Origin of the sequence: Streptomyces sp. NPDC044984, from assembly GCF_040646935.1 — a bacterium.
Taxonomy (GTDB): domain Bacteria; phylum Actinomycetota; class Actinomycetes; order Streptomycetales; family Streptomycetaceae; genus Streptomyces.
In genome coordinates this window covers 24,877-39,213 of sequence record NZ_JBEZBE010000039.1, presented here as the reverse complement: position 1 = coordinate 39,213, position 14,337 = coordinate 24,877, and the positions used below count along the sequence as shown (strand labels likewise).

17 protein-coding genes are annotated in these 14,337 nt (G+C 71.3%); 7 read left to right on the top strand and 10 right to left on the bottom strand.

Annotated elements, in window-relative coordinates:
* Window positions 1–102: 102 nt before the first annotated feature.
* Together AB0A94_RS32230 and AB0A94_RS32225 are read right to left on the bottom strand one after the other, a co-directional pair.
* The gene (locus tag AB0A94_RS32230; RefSeq protein WP_361749571.1) at window positions 103–576 is read right to left on the bottom strand and encodes a nuclear transport factor 2 family protein; all 474 of its coding nucleotides are present in this window, start codon (window positions 574–576) and stop codon (window positions 103–105) included.
* Between the two features lie 219 nt (window positions 577–795).
* Entirely contained in the window at window positions 796–1,668 is an 873-nt protein-coding gene (locus AB0A94_RS32225; protein ID WP_361749570.1) for a helix-turn-helix transcriptional regulator, read from the bottom strand.
* A gap of 101 nt (window positions 1,669–1,769) precedes the next feature.
* Here AB0A94_RS32225 and AB0A94_RS32220 point away from each other — a divergent pair, with 101 nt between their 5' ends.
* A complete protein-coding gene (locus tag AB0A94_RS32220) occupies window positions 1,770–2,579 on the top strand; it encodes an SDR family oxidoreductase (protein WP_361749569.1) in 810 nt (269 codons plus the stop codon).
* A gap of 216 nt (window positions 2,580–2,795) precedes the next feature.
* On the opposite strand, the gene AB0A94_RS32215 is transcribed toward AB0A94_RS32220, so the two are convergent.
* Together AB0A94_RS32215 and AB0A94_RS32210 are read right to left on the bottom strand one after the other, a co-directional pair.
* Complete coding sequence (locus AB0A94_RS32215; protein WP_361749568.1) at window positions 2,796–4,496, bottom strand: methylmalonyl-CoA mutase family protein; 1,701 nt, start codon at window positions 4,494–4,496, stop codon at window positions 2,796–2,798.
* A 79-nt stretch (window positions 4,497–4,575) separates the two neighbouring features.
* Entirely contained in the window at window positions 4,576–4,908 is a 333-nt protein-coding gene (locus tag AB0A94_RS32210; RefSeq protein WP_217131048.1) for a DUF3817 domain-containing protein, read from the bottom strand.
* 422 nt (window positions 4,909–5,330) lie between these two features.
* Here AB0A94_RS32210 and AB0A94_RS32205 point away from each other — a divergent pair, with 422 nt between their 5' ends.
* Entirely contained in the window at window positions 5,331–6,245 is a 915-nt protein-coding gene (locus AB0A94_RS32205) for a YceI family protein (RefSeq protein WP_361749567.1), read from the top strand.
* 44 nt (window positions 6,246–6,289) lie between these two features.
* Here AB0A94_RS32205 and AB0A94_RS32200 read toward each other — a convergent pair whose 3' ends face one another.
* Genes AB0A94_RS32200 through AB0A94_RS32190 form a run of 3 tightly spaced genes read right to left on the bottom strand, consistent with a single transcriptional unit; the run spans window position 6,290 to window position 7,503 of the window.
* A complete protein-coding gene (locus AB0A94_RS32200) occupies window positions 6,290–6,799 on the bottom strand; it encodes a MarR family transcriptional regulator (protein ID WP_361749566.1) in 510 nt (169 codons plus the stop codon).
* Between the two features lie 21 nt (window positions 6,800–6,820).
* Complete coding sequence (locus tag AB0A94_RS32195) at window positions 6,821–7,162, bottom strand: MTH1187 family thiamine-binding protein (RefSeq protein ID WP_361749565.1); 342 nt, start codon at window positions 7,160–7,162, stop codon at window positions 6,821–6,823.
* Complete coding sequence (locus AB0A94_RS32190) at window positions 7,159–7,503, bottom strand: DUF3817 domain-containing protein (protein WP_361749564.1); 345 nt, start codon at window positions 7,501–7,503, stop codon at window positions 7,159–7,161. Before AB0A94_RS32190 ends, AB0A94_RS32195 begins: the two co-directional genes overlap by 4 nt.
* Before the next feature lie 195 nt (window positions 7,504–7,698).
* On the opposite strand from AB0A94_RS32190, the gene AB0A94_RS32185 reads away from it, so the two are divergent.
* The 4 genes from AB0A94_RS32185 (at window position 7,699) to AB0A94_RS32170 (ending at window position 10,357) form a co-directional block, all read left to right on the top strand.
* Window positions 7,699–8,331, top strand: a complete 633-nt coding sequence (locus AB0A94_RS32185) for an AIM24 family protein (RefSeq protein WP_361749608.1) — start codon at window positions 7,699–7,701, stop codon at window positions 8,329–8,331.
* A 1-nt stretch (window position 8,332) separates the two neighbouring features.
* Window positions 8,333–8,983 (top strand): AIM24 family protein, encoded by a 651-nt coding sequence (locus tag AB0A94_RS32180; protein WP_361749563.1) that lies wholly within the window; start codon window positions 8,333–8,335, stop codon window positions 8,981–8,983.
* Complete coding sequence (locus AB0A94_RS32175; RefSeq protein WP_217131053.1) at window positions 8,980–9,783, top strand: AIM24 family protein; 804 nt, start codon at window positions 8,980–8,982, stop codon at window positions 9,781–9,783. Before AB0A94_RS32180 ends, AB0A94_RS32175 begins: the two co-directional genes overlap by 4 nt.
* Before the next feature lie 97 nt (window positions 9,784–9,880).
* Window positions 9,881–10,357, top strand: coding sequence for a MarR family transcriptional regulator (locus AB0A94_RS32170; protein ID WP_085571453.1), 477 nt, complete (start codon window positions 9,881–9,883; stop codon window positions 10,355–10,357).
* A gap of 6 nt (window positions 10,358–10,363) precedes the next feature.
* Here AB0A94_RS32170 and AB0A94_RS32165 read toward each other — a convergent pair whose 3' ends face one another.
* Together AB0A94_RS32165 and AB0A94_RS32160 are read right to left on the bottom strand one after the other, a co-directional pair.
* Window positions 10,364–11,809 (bottom strand): HAMP domain-containing sensor histidine kinase, encoded by a 1,446-nt coding sequence (locus AB0A94_RS32165; protein ID WP_361749562.1) that lies wholly within the window; start codon window positions 11,807–11,809, stop codon window positions 10,364–10,366.
* Window positions 11,806–12,471 (bottom strand): response regulator transcription factor, encoded by a 666-nt coding sequence (locus AB0A94_RS32160; RefSeq protein WP_361749561.1) that lies wholly within the window; start codon window positions 12,469–12,471, stop codon window positions 11,806–11,808. Before AB0A94_RS32160 ends, AB0A94_RS32165 begins: the two co-directional genes overlap by 4 nt.
* 115 nt (window positions 12,472–12,586) lie before the next feature.
* Between AB0A94_RS32160 and AB0A94_RS32155 the strand changes: the two genes are divergently transcribed.
* A complete protein-coding gene (locus AB0A94_RS32155) occupies window positions 12,587–13,243 on the top strand; it encodes a PepSY domain-containing protein (RefSeq protein WP_361749560.1) in 657 nt (218 codons plus the stop codon).
* Window positions 13,244–13,330: 87 nt separating this feature from the next.
* Here the strand turns inward: AB0A94_RS32155 and meaB are convergent, their stop codons facing one another.
* Window positions 13,331–14,320, bottom strand: a complete 990-nt coding sequence (meaB, locus tag AB0A94_RS32150; RefSeq protein ID WP_361749558.1) for a methylmalonyl Co-A mutase-associated GTPase MeaB — start codon at window positions 14,318–14,320, stop codon at window positions 13,331–13,333.
* Window positions 14,321–14,337 lie beyond the last annotated feature (17 nt).

The following is a 14,337-nucleotide window of genomic DNA, read 5'->3' as shown; positions in this document are numbered from 1 at the left end:
TCGGTCCGGCCGATCGGTCAGGGGCCCGGCCCTGCGGCCGGCCGCGACCCGCACCGGGGACCGGACCCCTGGACGACCCGCGGGTCCCGGCCCACCGGTTCGTCAGCGGGCCGGGGCCCCGGGGGCCGGCAGCCTGCCGTCGAGGTCTCCCGCGGGCAGGGTCCTGGAGGAATTGTGTTCGCGGACGATCCGCCAGCCGTCCTGCGTGCGGCGCCAGACCAGCGAGGTCGTGGTACGGATGTCCGTGGTGGCGTCGGGCAGGGTGATCCGTGCCACGAAGGTCAGAGTGGACGCCGCCACGTCGTGGCCGGCGATGACGTGAGGGCCGTCGTCGACGGCGTGGTGCACGGAGACTGTTCTCCGAAAGCTGGGCTCCCAGATGGAGCCGTATTCGGCGGCTGTCGTCGCCACACGCTGCTCGGGGTCGAAGTCGTCGTAGAGCCGGACGTCCGGAGAGCTGAAGTCGTAGAAGTCACCGAAGGTGCGCCGGAAGTCGAACGGTGCGTCCCCCTCGTTGCGCTCCCATCCGAACACCCATCGGCTGTGCAGGTCCGCGATCAGTTGTTCATCGGTCATCCCTCGACGCTAGGGCTGCGAGCGAGGTTCAGGGAGGTTCCATCACACCCACCCACCCGTCCGTGGTCGTTGGTGGCTGCCCCTCCCGTGCGCCCGGAACAGGGCGGCCGCGTGCCGTGACACGGCCGTCCGGGCTTCGGCCGGCTTGTCGGCGGCGCCGTCGAACGGGCGCTCCCGCTTCGTGCTCCTCGCGGCGACGCCGCACCCCCGGCAGGGACCTCAATTCTCCCGGACGGAGTCGCCGAGCGGCACGGGCGGCAGGTCGGGCAGGTCGGCGGCCAGCGTGCCGAGCAGCGCGAGGGCCTGCCGGGAAGCGCTGCCGGGCTCGGCCTGGTACACGACGAGTTGCTGGTCCGTCGCGCTGTCGACGGTGAACGAGTCGTAGGTCAGGGTCAGCTCACCGACCTGGTGGTGGTGGAAGGACTTGGCCTCATGGGCCTTGCCCCGGACATCGTGCCGGGCCCACAGGCTGCGGAACTCCTGGCTCTTCAGGGACAGTTCGCCGACCAGTTCGGTGAGCCTCGGATCCTCCGTCAGATCGCCGCCGCCCGCGCGCAGGGCCGCGAGTCCGGACCTGGCGACCCGCTCCCAGTCGGGGTAGAAGTCCCGGGCGTCCGGGCTCAGGAAGGTGAACCGGACCAGGTTGGTCTCGCCCTGGTCCAGCATCCTGGCGAAGAGGGCGCGTCCGAGGCGGTTGCCGGCCAGTACGTCCAGTCGGCGGTCGAGGATCAGCGCGGGCGTGTGGTGCCAGCCGTCCATCAGGCGCAGCAGACTCGGCCCGACGGTCCTGTCGCCGCCTCGCCGGACGGGGCCACGAGCCGTTCGTGCCAGTCGGTGGAGGTGCGCCGTCTCCTCGGGGTTCAGTCCGAAGGCCCGGGCCAAAGCGTCCACCACCTGCGCGGAAGGGCGCCTCTCCCGTCCCTGTTCCAGCCGGGTGTAGTAGTCGGTGCTGACTCCGGACAACTGGGCGACCTCCTCGCGGCGCAAGCCCGGCGTCCTGCGCCGGCCCGACCAGGGCTGCCCGGCCCGGGACGGGCTGGTCATCTCGCGCCGGGCACGGAGGAACCGGCCCAACGGGTTGGCACTGTCCATGCCGTCACGATAAGCATGCGCGCGACCGGTCGCCTGGGTGTGCCACACCCAGGAAAGGGCCGCCCTGGTCGGCCTCCGGCCCACCGGACACGCTCGGCCTCATGATGGACAACGCTGCAGACACCTTCTCCTCGCCCGCCGCCGCTGTGCCCGCGGGCCTGCTGGCCGGCCGGATCGCGGTGATCACCGGCGCCAGTGCCGGGATCGGCGCCGCGACCGCACGGCGCTTCGCCGCCGCCGGAGCGGCGGTCGCTCTGCTCGGCCGGCGGTCCGGGCTGCTGGACGACCTCGCCGCGACCCTGCGGGAGGAACACTCCGCCGAAGTCCTGGCGCTCGCGGTCGACGTCACCGACTCCGCCGCGCTGGCCGCGGCCGCGTCGACGATCCGCGCCACCCTGGGCCGGCCGGACCTGGTCGTCGCCAACGCGGGGGTGATGCTCGGAGCGCCGTTCGACGAGGCGGACGCGGCCGAGTGGGACCGGATGATCGACGTGAACCTCCGGGGTCTGCTGGCGACCGGCCGGGTCTTCGTCGCGGACCTGCTCGCCGCGGCCGAAGCCGGACGGGCCGCGGACCTGGTGAACCTCGGCTCGATCGCGGCGGAGGTGATCTTCGCCGACTACCCGGTCTACGGCGCGACCAAGGCGGCGGTCACCCAGCTGACCCGCAACCTGCGCGCCTCGCTCGGACCCCGAGGCGTGCGGGTGCGGTCCGTCGACCCGGCCTTCGCCGTCACCGAGCTCGGCGCCGGCATGGCGCACGAGGCCACTCGGGCCGGGCTGGACGAGATGCGGTCGGCCATCACGGCCATCACCGCGGAGGACGTGGCCGACGCCCTCACGTATTCGGTGGCCGTGCCGGCCCGGGTCAACATCGCCGAACTGACGGTCGTTCCCACCGAGCTCGGCTGAGAACGGCGAGCGGGCGCCCACCGCGGTGGCCGGGCGGGCGCCTTGTCGCGTCCTGCGCCCGGCCGCCGTTGCGGGACCTGGCGGTGGCGTTCGCGGTGCGGAAGGTGGAAAGCAGCGGCGCGCTCGCCTCGAGGTGCTTGGCCGGCGTCTTCAGCCGGCGCCCTCAGCGCTCGGACGACGTGAGGACGCCGGCGACGGCGCTCGTGGTCAGTACGTCTAGAACCCGGCGGGCTCCGTGTAGACGCCCCACTCGTCGCGCAGGACGCCGCAGATCTCGCCGAGCGTCGCCTCCGCGCGTACGGCCTCCAGCATCGGCTCGATCATGTTGGCGCCGGAGCGGGCGGCCGCGACCATGGCGTCGAGCGCGCCGCGCACCTTCGCGTCGTCACGGGCGGCCTTGCGCTCGCCGAGCAGCCGCACCTGCTCGCGCTCCACCTCGTGGCTGACCCGCAGGATCTCCAGGTCGCCGGTGACGGACCCGGTGTGGACGTTGACGCCCACGACCCGCTTGTCGCCCTTCTCCAGCGCCTGCTGGTAGCGGAACGCCGACTCGGCGATCTCGCCGGTGAACCAGCCGTCCTCGATGCCGCGCAGGATGCCGGAGGTGATCGGCCCGATCGGGTGCCGCCCGTCCGGGTGGGCCCGCAGGCCCCGCTCCTTGATCTGCTCGAAGATCTTCTCGGCGTCCGCCTCGATGCGGTCGGTGAGCTGCTCGACGTACCAGGAACCGCCCAGCGGGTCCGCGACGTTGCCGACGCCGGTCTCCTCCATCAGCACCTGCTGGGTGCGCAGGGCGATCTCGGCGGCCTGCTCGCTGGGCAGCGCGAGGGTCTCGTCGAGGGCGTTGGTGTGGAGGGAGTTCGTCCCGCCGAGCACCGCCGCCAGCGCCTCCACGGCCGTCCGTACGACGTTGTTGTACGGCTGCTGCGCGGTCAGCGAGACACCGGCGGTCTGGGTGTGGAACCGCAGCCACTGCGCCTTGTCGCTCTTCGCGCCGTAGACGTCCCGCATCCAGCGCGCCCAGATCCGCCTGGCCGCGCGGAACTTGGCGATCTCCTCGAAGAAGTCGACGTGCGCGTCGAAGAAGAAGGAGAGGCCGGGCGCGAACACGTCCACGTCGAGCCCGCGGCTGAGGCCCAGTTCCACGTACCCGAAGCCGTCCGCGAGCGTGTACGCCAGCTCCTGCGCGGCCGTCGCCCCGGCCTCGCGGATGTGGTAGCCGGAGACGGAGAGCGGCTTGTAGGCGGGGATGCCGGCCGCGCAGTGCTCCATCAGGTCGCCTATCAGGCGCAGATGGGGCTCGGGCTGGAAGAGCCACTCCTTCTGCGCGATGTACTCCTTGAAGATGTCCGTCTGCAGCGTGCCGTTGAGCACGGCCGGGTCGACGCCCTGGCGCTCGGCGGCGACGAGGTACATGCAGAACACGGGCACGGCGGGCCCGCTGATGGTCATCGACGTGGTGACGTCACCGAGCGGGATGTCCCGGAACAGGACCTCCATGTCGGCGGCCGAGTCGATCGCCACCCCGCAGTGGCCGACCTCGCCCAGGGAGCGCGGGTCGTCGGAGTCGCGGCCCATGAGCGTCGGCATGTCGAAGGCGACGGAGAGGCCGCCCCCGCCGTTGCCGAGGATCATCTTGTACCGCTCGTTGGTCTGCTCCGCGTTGCCGAACCCGGCGAACTGCCGGATGGTCCACGTCCGCCCCCGGTAGCCGGTCGGATACAGCCCGCGGGTGAAGGGGTACTCCCCCGGCCAGCCGATCCGCTCGAAACCCTCATAGGTGTCCCCGGCCCGGGGCCCGTACACCGGCTCCACGGGATCGCCGGAGAGCGTGGTGAAATCCGCGTCGCGCTTGCGCGCGGCGTCGTACCGGGCCTGCCAGCGTCGGCGGCCCTCCTCAATGGCGTCAGCGTCCATGCCTTCAAATTTACTAGGACGTCCAAGTAAATGTCGATGGCGGACCGCCGCACGCTGCTCCGTACGGCGGTGGGAGGCGTTACGCGACGGCGGGGGCCTCGTCCGCGACCTTGCCCTCCAGCTCACGGCTGATCCTGCGCTCCACGAAGAACGCGGCCGTGGGGACGGTCCCGGCGAGCAGCACCCAGAGCTGCTTCTTGACCGGCCACTTCGCCTTGGAGCCGAGGTCGAAGGCGAAGATCAGGTAGACGACGTACAGCCATCCGTGGGCGATGCTGACCACCTGCGTGAAGTCGGCCGCGCCACCCATGTCGAGCACGTACTTGCCGATCATGCCGAAGGTCAGCGCGACGAGGAGAACACCGGTGACGTAGGCCATGATCCGGTAGCGGGTCAGCACGCTCTTCTTCATGGAGTCGAGCGTAACGGGCCGTTCCGGGAGATCTCGTCAGGGGTCGGCCCCTCTGCGGAGCCCCCTCGCCCGGGGCACCTCCGGCGATGTGTGCGAGGAACGTGTGCAATGTGCACCGAAACCGCGAGTGCCGCATGAACACTCTGGGACGCTCTCCACCGTTTGCCGGAGCGTCACCGCAAAGTAATGACATCACAAATCAGCACATCGTCCCACATAAAGCCTCCTCACTGACGGCCCACCCGACACCGCCGGGCACCCGTGCCGACGCCCGGAGCAGCCACTCTCCCCTTCCGATGGTTTTAAGATCAACAACAGGCCGCCCCTTCGTACCGATGGCCTGTTCCCCGTTCTCTTGGCAGCCGCGAACGTCGTCTGCCGTACGGGCCGGGCGGAAGCACGCGTGAAGAAAGGTGAACACCATGGTCCTCGGACTGCTGCGACGCCTGCGTCCGCACGGCGCCTCCGACGCCGCGCCGGGCCTCTCGGTCCCCCTGCCGGCCGGCGCGGGGGCGTTCGGCTGCGAGGCCGTCGACGTCATGGGGCAGCCGCTGGGCGCGGTCGAGGTGACGGTGACCGCGCTGGACAGCCACCGCGTCGCGGCCCGCGGCACCACCGACCCCTACGGCTACTACATGGCGGCCCTGCCCCCGGGCAGGTACAGCGTGATGCTGGCGGCGGACGGCCTGTCACCCGTCCGCGAGACCGTCGACATAGCCGCCGGGGTGGCCCTCGCCCCCGCACGCGTCACGCTGACGCCCGGACGCCAACTGGAGCTGCCGCCCACCGGCGCCTGGATGTTCGATCCTCCGCACACCGCGATCCGGTTCATCGCCAAGCACGTGGGCATGGCTCACGTCCACGGCCGCTTCACCCGGTTCGAGGGCGGCATCCGGATCGCGGAGGACATGAGCGCCTCCCAGGTCTCGGTGCGCATCGACGCCTCCAGCATCTCGACGGGCAACCAGACCCGCGACAACCACCTGCGGTCGGCCGACTTCCTCGACGTCGAGAACTACCCGTACATCGACTTCACCAGCACGCGGTTCGCCTACCACGGCGGCTCCAAGTGGACCGTGCACGGCACCCTCACGATGCACGGCACCAGTCGCTCGGTGGGTCTCGACACCGAGTACCTCGGCACCGTGAACGGCGGCTACGAGCAGGAGCTGCGCTGCGCCGCCCTCGCGAAGGCGGAACTGCACCGCGAGGACTTCACCCTCAACTGGCGTTCGATGCTCGCCCGCGGCATCGCCGTCGTCGGGCCGACGGTCCAGCTGGCGCTCGACGTACAGGCCATGTACCGGACCCACGACACCCCGACCCCGCCCCGCTAGGCGCGCCGTCCGGAGTCCGGACCGCCCGGCCGCCGCGGCGGTCCTCAGTCCTCCACGAAGTCCCCCGCCGCGAGCCGCAGCGGGCGGAGCATCGCGAAGAGTTCGCCGCACTCCTCGGCGTCGTACGCGCCCAGGCCGAAGTCCATGGCCATCAGGTCGCGGGTGGCGGCCTCGACCACCTCGCGGCCCTTGTCGGTGATGGTCGCGAGGGTGCCGCGGCCGTCGTTGGGGTTGGGCCGCTTGTCCACCAGTCCCGAGCGCACCAGGCGGTCCACGGTGTTCGTCACCGACGTGGGGTGCACCATGAGCCGCTCGCCGATCTTGGACATCGGCAGCTCACCGGCCTTGGAGAAGGTCAGCAGCACCAGCGCCTCGTACCGCGCGAACGTGAGCCCGTACGGCTTGACCACCGCGTCCACCTCGGCCAGCAGGATCTGCTGCGCCCGCATGATCGAGGTGATCGCGGCCATCGACGGCACGTTTCCCCAGCGCTGCTTCCAGAGCTCGTCGGCGCGGGCGATGGGATCGAACGAGAGACTGAGCGGCTTCGGCACGGACCAGACCCTACCGGCCGGTCATATGTCGGTCAGCCCCGTCTCACTCATCGGTCCCCGGCCGTCCGTCGCCCGCGCCAGATGCCGCTCGACGGTCTCCACCTTGGAGGTGAGGCCGTCCGTCACGCCCGGGCGGATGTCCGCCTTGAGGACCAGGGAGACGCGCGGCGCGCGTGCCTCCACGGCGGCCACGGCGCGCTTCACCACGTCCATGACCTCGTCCCAGTCGCCCTCGACCGAGGTGAACATGGCGTCGGTGCGGTTCGGCAGGCCGGACTCGCGGACCACCCGCACGGCGTCGGCGACGTACTCCCCCACGTCCTCGCCGACGCCGAGCGGCGTCACGGAGAAGGCGACGATCATGCCTTCACGGCCCCTTCGGCGCGGGCGCGGGAGGCGATCACCGCGTCCTCGGCCTCGCGCTTGAGGCGGCGGTCGGCGAAGAAGCCGCCGGTCGGCAGGACCGACATCAGGAAGTAGAAGGCGGCGGTCCCCAGCGGCCACTTGGCGCGGTTCCAGGCGTCGGCCCAGAAGAGCACGTACACGACGAAGAGGAAGCCGTGGATCGCCCCCATCACCGGGACGGCGTTGAAGTCCGTGGTCCGCTTCAGGACCGAGCAGACGAGCAGGAGGAGGAACGAGATCGCTTCGGGGCCCGAGACCAGGCGGAGGCGGCGGAGGGCGGAGGCGGTCTTGATGTCCACGGGTCACCTTCGGTGGGAGAGACGTCGGCGTTGACGGGTCGGACGGCTTGTGAACGCACGCACAAGCGCGCGTCCATTGTGGCAAACCCCGTCCGCGACCCCGGGAGGGGGGCCATGGGGGGCGATCGGGGTGCGACTCCACCTTCGGGATCTGTCGGCGGGGGCGAAGGTGCGGCTACCGTCGCAAGCGTGGCGATGTTCCGACTTCAGAGCAGCAAGGTGCTCGCCGTCGACATGACCGGGGATGCCGTGAAGGCGAAGAACGGCTCCATGGTCGCGTACGACGGTGACATGGCCTTCAAGAAGCTCAGCGGCGGCGGTGAGGGCCTGAGGGGGATGGTGACCCGGCGGCTCACGGGTGAGCAGATGACGTTGATGGAGGTGAAAGGGCACGGGACCTGCTTCTTCGCGGACCGCGCCTCCGAGATCAATCTGGTGGGTCTGCAGGGCGACAAGCTGTACGTGGAGTCCAGCAACCTGCTGGCGACGGACGGTGGTCTGCGCACCGGGACCACGTTCACGGGGATGCGCGGGGCCTCGCAGGGCAACGGGCTGTTCACGACCACGGTCGAAGGTCACGGCCAGGCGGCGCTCCTGTCGGACGGGCCGGCCGTGCTGCTCCGGGTCAGCCCGCAGTACCCGCTGACGGTCGACCCGGGCGCCTACGTGGCCCATCAGGGGAACCTGCGGCAGTCCTTCCAGTCGGGTGTGACCTTCCGCACGCTGCTGGGCGAGGGCGGCGGCGAGGCCTTCCAGATCCGGTTCGAGGGCGACGGGCTGGTCTACGTGCAGCCCAGTGAGCGGAACACGATCGCGGGGGACGTCTGACATGGGCTTCCGGGAGATCAACGCGAAGATGATCGAGGCGACGGTGTCGCCGGGTCGGCGGCTGTTCAGCCAGCGCGGCGCGATGCTCGCGTACAAGGGGGAGGTGAGCTTCACCCCGAACAGGGCCGGTGGCCAGGGCGGGCTGATGTCGATGATCGGCCGGCGGGTGGCCGACGAGGACACGCCCCTGATGACCGTGGAGGGCAGCGGCACCGTGCTGTTCGGGCACGGCGGCCACCACGTGCAGGTGATCGACCTCGCCGGGGACACGCTGTACGTCGAGGCCGACCGGCTGCTGGCCTTCGAGGGCACGCTGGAGCAGGGCACGGTGTTCCTCGGCTCGCAGGGCGGGGTGATGGGCATGGTCCGGGGGCAGGTCTCCGGGCAGGGACTGTTCACGACCTCGCTCAAGGGGCACGGCTCCGTCGCCGTGATGGCGCACGGCGGGGTGATCGAGGTCCCGATCACCCCGCAGCGGCCGGTGCACGTCGACCCGCAGGCGTACGTCGCCCACCACGGCGACGTCCGCAACAAGCTGTCCACGGCCCTCGGCTGGCGGGACATGGTGGGCCGCGGCTCCGGCGAGGCCTTCCAGCTGGAGCTGAGCGGCAGCGGTGCCGTGTACGTGCAGGCCTCGGAGGAGAAGCTGTGAGCACCTACGGAACCCCGGGCGGCGCCGGCCCCACGGTCTTCGACCCGACGACGCTGCCGGCCGACGACAACGTCGATCACTACACCTTCTGCGTGGAGCTCAAGGGCACCCAGTGGTTCATGCAGAAGGGGAAGATGATCGCCTACTACGGTTCGATCGAGTTCAACGGCATCGGGCACGGGCGACTCGACCGGCTCGTCCGTACGTCGTTCCATTCGCCTCTGCACGCGAGCGACTGGGTCGTGGCGGAGGGCTCGGGCAAGATGCTCCTGGCCGACCGGGCCTTCGACGTGAATTCGTACGACCTCGAGGACGGCAACCTGACCATTCGCTCGGGCAACCTCCTAGCTTTTCAGCCAAGTCTGTCGCTGAAGCAGTCGATCGTGCCGGGTTTCCTGACGCTGATCGGAACCGGAAAGTTCGTGGCCGCGTCGAACGGTCCGGTGGTGTTCATGGAACCCCCCATCCGGGTGGACCCGCAGGCGCTGGTCGGGTGGGCGGACTGCCCGTCCCCGTGCCACCACTACGACCACGGCTACATGACCGGCCTGATGGGCGGTCTACGTGCGCTGACGGGCCTCGGCGGGGCCTCCGGCGAGGAGCACCAGTTCGAGTTCGTGGGGGCGGGCACGGTGCTGCTCCAGTCCTCCGAGACGCTGATGGCGGAGCAGGCCACGGGGGTGACTCCGCACGAGCCGGGGGTGCCCGGGGGCGGGGTTCCAGGAGGCCACGGGCAGGGGTCGGGCACACCGCGCCTTCCCGGACAGCTGGGAGACCTTCAGCGTCGCTTCGGGCTGTGAGCGGTAGTGTGCGGGGTGTGACATCGAACGCCTGAACGCGGTGTCACGCGGAAGCCTTATTAGTTCGCCATTCAACTTTCTTAGGTAGACTTCATTCATGGAGACCGAGACGGCCACCCGCTGGCTGACCAATGCGGAGCAGTGCGCCTGGCGCACCCACCTGGAGGTCAACAGGCTGTTGACGTACCAGCTCGAGAAGGATCTGCAGCCGTTCGGCCTGACGATGAACGACTACGAGATCCTGGTGAACCTGTCCGAGTCGGAGGACCGGCGGATGCGGATGAGCGACCTCGCCTCCGCGACCATGCAGTCGAAGAGCCGCCTCTCGCACCAGATCACCCGCATGGAGAACGCGGACCTGGTCCGGCGGGAGAACTGCGAGTCCGACCGCCGCGGGCTCTACGCGGTCCTCACCGACCACGGCATGGAGACCATGCAGAAGGTCGCGCCCCATCACGTGGCGTCCGTGCGCCGGCACTTCATCGACCTGCTCTCCCCCGAGGCGCTCACCGAGCTCGACAAGGCCCTCAAGCCCATCGCGGAGCACCTGCGCGGGCAGCGGGGACGTCACTGACGCCTCTCAGCGGGCGAGCGGCAGGCGGAGTTCGAACAGGGCTCCGCCGGCCGGCGCCGCACCCGCCGTGAGCGTCCCGCCGTGCCGTACGGCGACGTCCCGCGCGATCGCCAGCCCCAGCCCCGCGCCACCGTCGTCGCGGCTGCGGGCGGCGTCCAGCCGTACGAACCGCTCGAAGATCCGCTCCCGGTCGGCCTCGGCCACCCCCTCGCCGTCGTCGGCCACTCCCAGGACCGCCCAGTCGCCCTCCCGCCGCACGGTCACGGTGACCCGCTCGCGGGCGTGCCGCCGGCCGTTGTCCAGCAGGTTGGCGAGCACCCGGCCGAGCTGCCCCCGCGATCCGGTCACCTCCGCCGGCTCCGCGTCCACCGTCACGCCCGTACGTCCCGCGGCCTCCTCGCGAGCCAGCGCCGACAGGTCGACCCGGGCATCGGCGGGCCGCTCCCCCGCGTCCAGCCGGGCGAGCAGCAGCAGGTCGGCGGCGAGGTGCTGGAGCCGCACGGTGTCCTCGACGGCACCGTCCAGGTCGAGCAGCGCGGGGTGGGCGGCGGCCACCTCCAGCTGGGTGCGCAGGGACGCGATCGGGCTGCGCAGCTCGTGCGAGGCGTCGGCGACGAACCGCCGCTGCCGTTCCACGGAGGCCTCCAGCGCGGCGAGCGTCTCGTTGGTGGTGCGGGCCAGACGGGCGATCTCGTCGTGGGTCGCCGGTTCGGGGACGCGGCGGGCGAGGTCCTCGGAGGCGGTGATCGCGGCCATCTCGCTCCGGATGCCCTCCACCGGGCGCAACGCCCGGCCGGTGACCAGCCAGGTCACCGCGGCGACGACCACCAGGAGCAGCGGGAAGCCGATGAGCATCACGGTCAGCGCGGTCCGCACGGCGCTGTGCTCGGCGGCCAGGGGGGCGCCCGCGTGGACGGTGAGGCGGCCGTGGTCGGGGGTCTCGACCTCCACGGCGGCGAAGCGGTAGTCCTCGGCGTCGCCGTCGATGGTGGCGGAGCCGTTGCTGAAGGTGGTCTCGTGGCCGATCTCGCCGGGGGCCAGGGACTCGCCGGAGTCACCGGAGTCACCGGAGTCGCCGGCCTCCTCGGAGTCGTCCGAGTCGTCGTCATCGTCGTCGCCCGGTGCCGACGGCTGCGGCTTCACCTCGGTCGTCGCCGTGCCGCTGATCCGCTCCAGGTCCTCGCTGCCCGCGACCAGCTTCCCGTCCTCGTCGACGATCTGCACCGGGCCGTCGCCGCCGTCCAGCCCCGACAAGTCGCCGTACGGCGTCCGGACGGCGAGCTCGGCGGCGACCGCCCGCGCGGAGCGTTCCGCCCGGGTGCCCGCCTCGGCGGTCAGGTTGGAGCGCAGCGACAGCAGTACGGCGGTGCCGGCCGCGACGAGGGCGACCGCGACCACGAGGGTGGCGCCGAGCGTCGCCCGCGCGCGGACCGAGCCGAACAGCCGGCTCACGGCGCCGTCTCCAGACGGTAACCGGCGCCGCGCACGGTGCGGATGAGACCGGCGCGCAGTTTGCGGCGCAGGGCGCTGATGTAGACCTCGACGATGTTGGGGTCGCCGTCATAGGCGAAGTCCCAGACGTGTTCGAGGATGTCGGCCTTGGAGACCACCTCGCCGGCCCGCAGCACCAGGTGCTCGAGCACCGAGAACTCCTTGGTGGTCAGGGCCACTTCGTCCTCGCCCAGGAAGACCCGGCGGGCGGCGGTGTCCACCTTGAGGTCGCCGTGCACATGGACCGGGGAGGCCCCGGCGCCCTGGCGGCGGCGCAGCAGCGCCTTGATCCTGGCGACGAGGACGACGTACGAGAACGGCTTGGTGAGGTAGTCGTCGGCCCCCGTGTCCAGGCCCTCGGCCTCGTCGTACTCGCCGTCCTTCGCCGTGAGCATCAGGATCGGCACGTCGTGGCCGGCGGCGCGCAGGGCGGCGCAGACGCGGTAGCCGTTCAGGCCGGGCAGCATGATGTCGAGGATCAGGAGGTCGTACGTGCCCTCCGTGGCCCGGTGCAGGCCCTCCCGGCCGTCGTGGACGACATCCACGGCGTAGCCCTCGGCGGTGAGGCCCTTGGCGAGGGAGAGGGCGAGGCGTTTTTCGTCCTCCACGATCAACAGGCGCATGGGTCAAGGGTCGCAAAGGGAACCTGAAGATCCCTTCAGGCGGTTTCAGGTTCCTCTCAGCGTCGGTCGGCGAGATTGAAGGCGTCGAAAACGAAGCAGCTCGGGAGGAACCAGCATGAAGCGCAACATCGTGATCGCCGTCGTCACGGCCGCAGCCCTGGTCGGGGGCGGTACGGCCACGGCCCTCGCGGTCTCGGGGGACGACGCGCCGACGACGCGGGCGGCGGAGAACCGGGCGGCGGACGACGACGGGCGCGACGACGACGGACGCGACGACGAGCGGGGGCGTGCGGACACCGACGATCAGGACGACGACGGCGACGACCGGGACGGCCGCGGCGCCTCCTCCGGTGACGTCACCGCCGCCGACGCCATCGCCGCCGCGCTGAAGCACACGCCGGGTACGGCCGTCTCCGCCGAACTGGACGACAGGGTCTGGGAGGTCGACGTCCTCGGCGGCGGGGACACCTGGCACAGCGTGCGGATCGACCCGGGCAGCGGCAAGGTCCTGGGCGCCTCGGAGGACGACGAGGACGACGCCGATGAGGTGCGGGCCGCGCTGAAGGGCGCCTCGGTGACGGCCGGGGAGGCCGCGAAGGCGGCTGCCGCCGAGGGGACGGTGACGTCGGTGGACCTGGACGACGATGACAAGGGGTGGGAGGCCGAGACGCGTGCCTCCGGCGGGGACGAGCGGGACTGGCGGGTCGATCCGAGCAGCGGATCCGTCACGGCGGACCGGGGTGACGACGGGGGCGACTCGGACGACGACTGATTGTTTCCCGCCCCCGCCGCCCCTTCCCGTCCCCTCCCTGGGGGCTGCGCCCCCGGACCCCCCTTCGGCCCTGGACGGGCCTCGTCCTCAAACTCCCCCAGAGGGGGCACCCCCGGACGGGCTGGTCGAGGTCAGCCCCGCCACCAGTTCGTCCGCCGCCCGGTACGGGTCCAGGTCCCCGGCGATGATGCGTTCCGCCAGCGCGTCCAGGCGGCGGTCGCCGTGGAGGTCGCCGATGCGTTCCCTCAGGGCCGTGACCGCGATGGTCTCGACCTCGCGGGAGGCGCGGGCCAGGCGGCGGGTCGTCAGGACGCCGTGCTCCTCCATCCACGCGCGGTGCTTCTCCAGGGCCTCGACGACCTCGTCGACGCCCTCCGCGCGGGCCGCGACCGTCTTGACGATCGGGGGGCGCCAGTCGCCGGGGGCACGGGACTCGCCGAGGCCGAGCATGTGGTTCAGCTCGCGGGCGGTGGCGTCGGCGCCGTCGCGGTCGGCCTTGTTGACGACGTAGACGTCGCCGATCTCCAGGATTCCGGCCTTGGCGGCCTGGATGCCGTCACCCATGCCGGGGGCCAGCAGCACCACGGAGGTGTCGGCCTGGGAGGCGATCTCCACCTCCGACTGGCCCACGCCGACCGTCTCGACCAGGATCACGTCGCAGCCGGCCGCGTCCAGGACGCGGATGGCCTGCGGGGCGGCCCACGCGAGGCCGCCCAGGTGGCCGCGCGTCGCCATGGAGCGGATGTAGACGCCGGGGTCGGAGGCGTGCTCCGACATGCGGACGCGGTCGCCCAGCAGGGCGCCTCCCGAGAAGGGGGAGGACGGGTCGACGGCCAGGACGCCGACCCGCTTTCCCTGTTTGCGGTACGCGCTCACCAGGGCCGAGGTCGAGGTGGACTTGCCGACGCCCGGGGAGCCGGTGAGGCCCACCACGTACGCGTTCCCGGTCAGCGGCGCCAGGGCCGCCATGACCTCCCTGAGCTGTGGGGACGCCCCCTCCACCAGGGAGATCAGCCGGGCCACGGCCCGTGGCCTGCCGTCCCTGGCCTGGGCGACCAGCGAGGAGACGTCCTGCATCACAGCTCCGTTCACGA

What these genes read in the sequence shown, in the direction of transcription:
- AB0A94_RS32180 (WP_361749563.1), top strand. Translation starts at nt 8,333, where the DNA reads ATGGGCTTCCGGGAGATCAACGCGAAGATGATCGAGGCGACGGTGTCG.
- AB0A94_RS32160 (WP_361749561.1), bottom strand. Translation starts at nt 12,471, where the DNA reads ATGCGCCTGTTGATCGTGGAGGACGAAAAACGCCTCGCCCTCTCCCTC.
- AB0A94_RS32205 (WP_361749567.1), top strand. Translation starts at nt 5,331, where the DNA reads ATGGTCCTCGGACTGCTGCGACGCCTGCGTCCGCACGGCGCCTCCGAC.
- AB0A94_RS32210 (WP_217131048.1), bottom strand. Translation starts at nt 4,908, where the DNA reads ATGAAGAAGAGCGTGCTGACCCGCTACCGGATCATGGCCTACGTCACC.
- AB0A94_RS32155 (WP_361749560.1), top strand. Translation starts at nt 12,587, where the DNA reads ATGAAGCGCAACATCGTGATCGCCGTCGTCACGGCCGCAGCCCTGGTC.
- AB0A94_RS32225 (WP_361749570.1), bottom strand. Translation starts at nt 1,668, where the DNA reads ATGGACAGTGCCAACCCGTTGGGCCGGTTCCTCCGTGCCCGGCGCGAG.
- AB0A94_RS32185 (WP_361749608.1), top strand. Translation starts at nt 7,699, where the DNA reads ATGTTCCGACTTCAGAGCAGCAAGGTGCTCGCCGTCGACATGACCGGG.
- AB0A94_RS32215 (WP_361749568.1), bottom strand. Translation starts at nt 4,496, where the DNA reads ATGGACGCTGACGCCATTGAGGAGGGCCGCCGACGCTGGCAGGCCCGG.
- AB0A94_RS32195 (WP_361749565.1), bottom strand. Translation starts at nt 7,162, where the DNA reads ATGATCGTCGCCTTCTCCGTGACGCCGCTCGGCGTCGGCGAGGACGTG.
- meaB (WP_361749558.1), bottom strand. Translation starts at nt 14,320, where the DNA reads ATGCAGGACGTCTCCTCGCTGGTCGCCCAGGCCAGGGACGGCAGGCCA.
- AB0A94_RS32230 (WP_361749571.1), bottom strand. Translation starts at nt 576, where the DNA reads ATGACCGATGAACAACTGATCGCGGACCTGCACAGCCGATGGGTGTTC.
- AB0A94_RS32220 (WP_361749569.1), top strand. Translation starts at nt 1,770, where the DNA reads ATGATGGACAACGCTGCAGACACCTTCTCCTCGCCCGCCGCCGCTGTG.
- AB0A94_RS32170 (WP_085571453.1), top strand. Translation starts at nt 9,881, where the DNA reads ATGGAGACCGAGACGGCCACCCGCTGGCTGACCAATGCGGAGCAGTGC.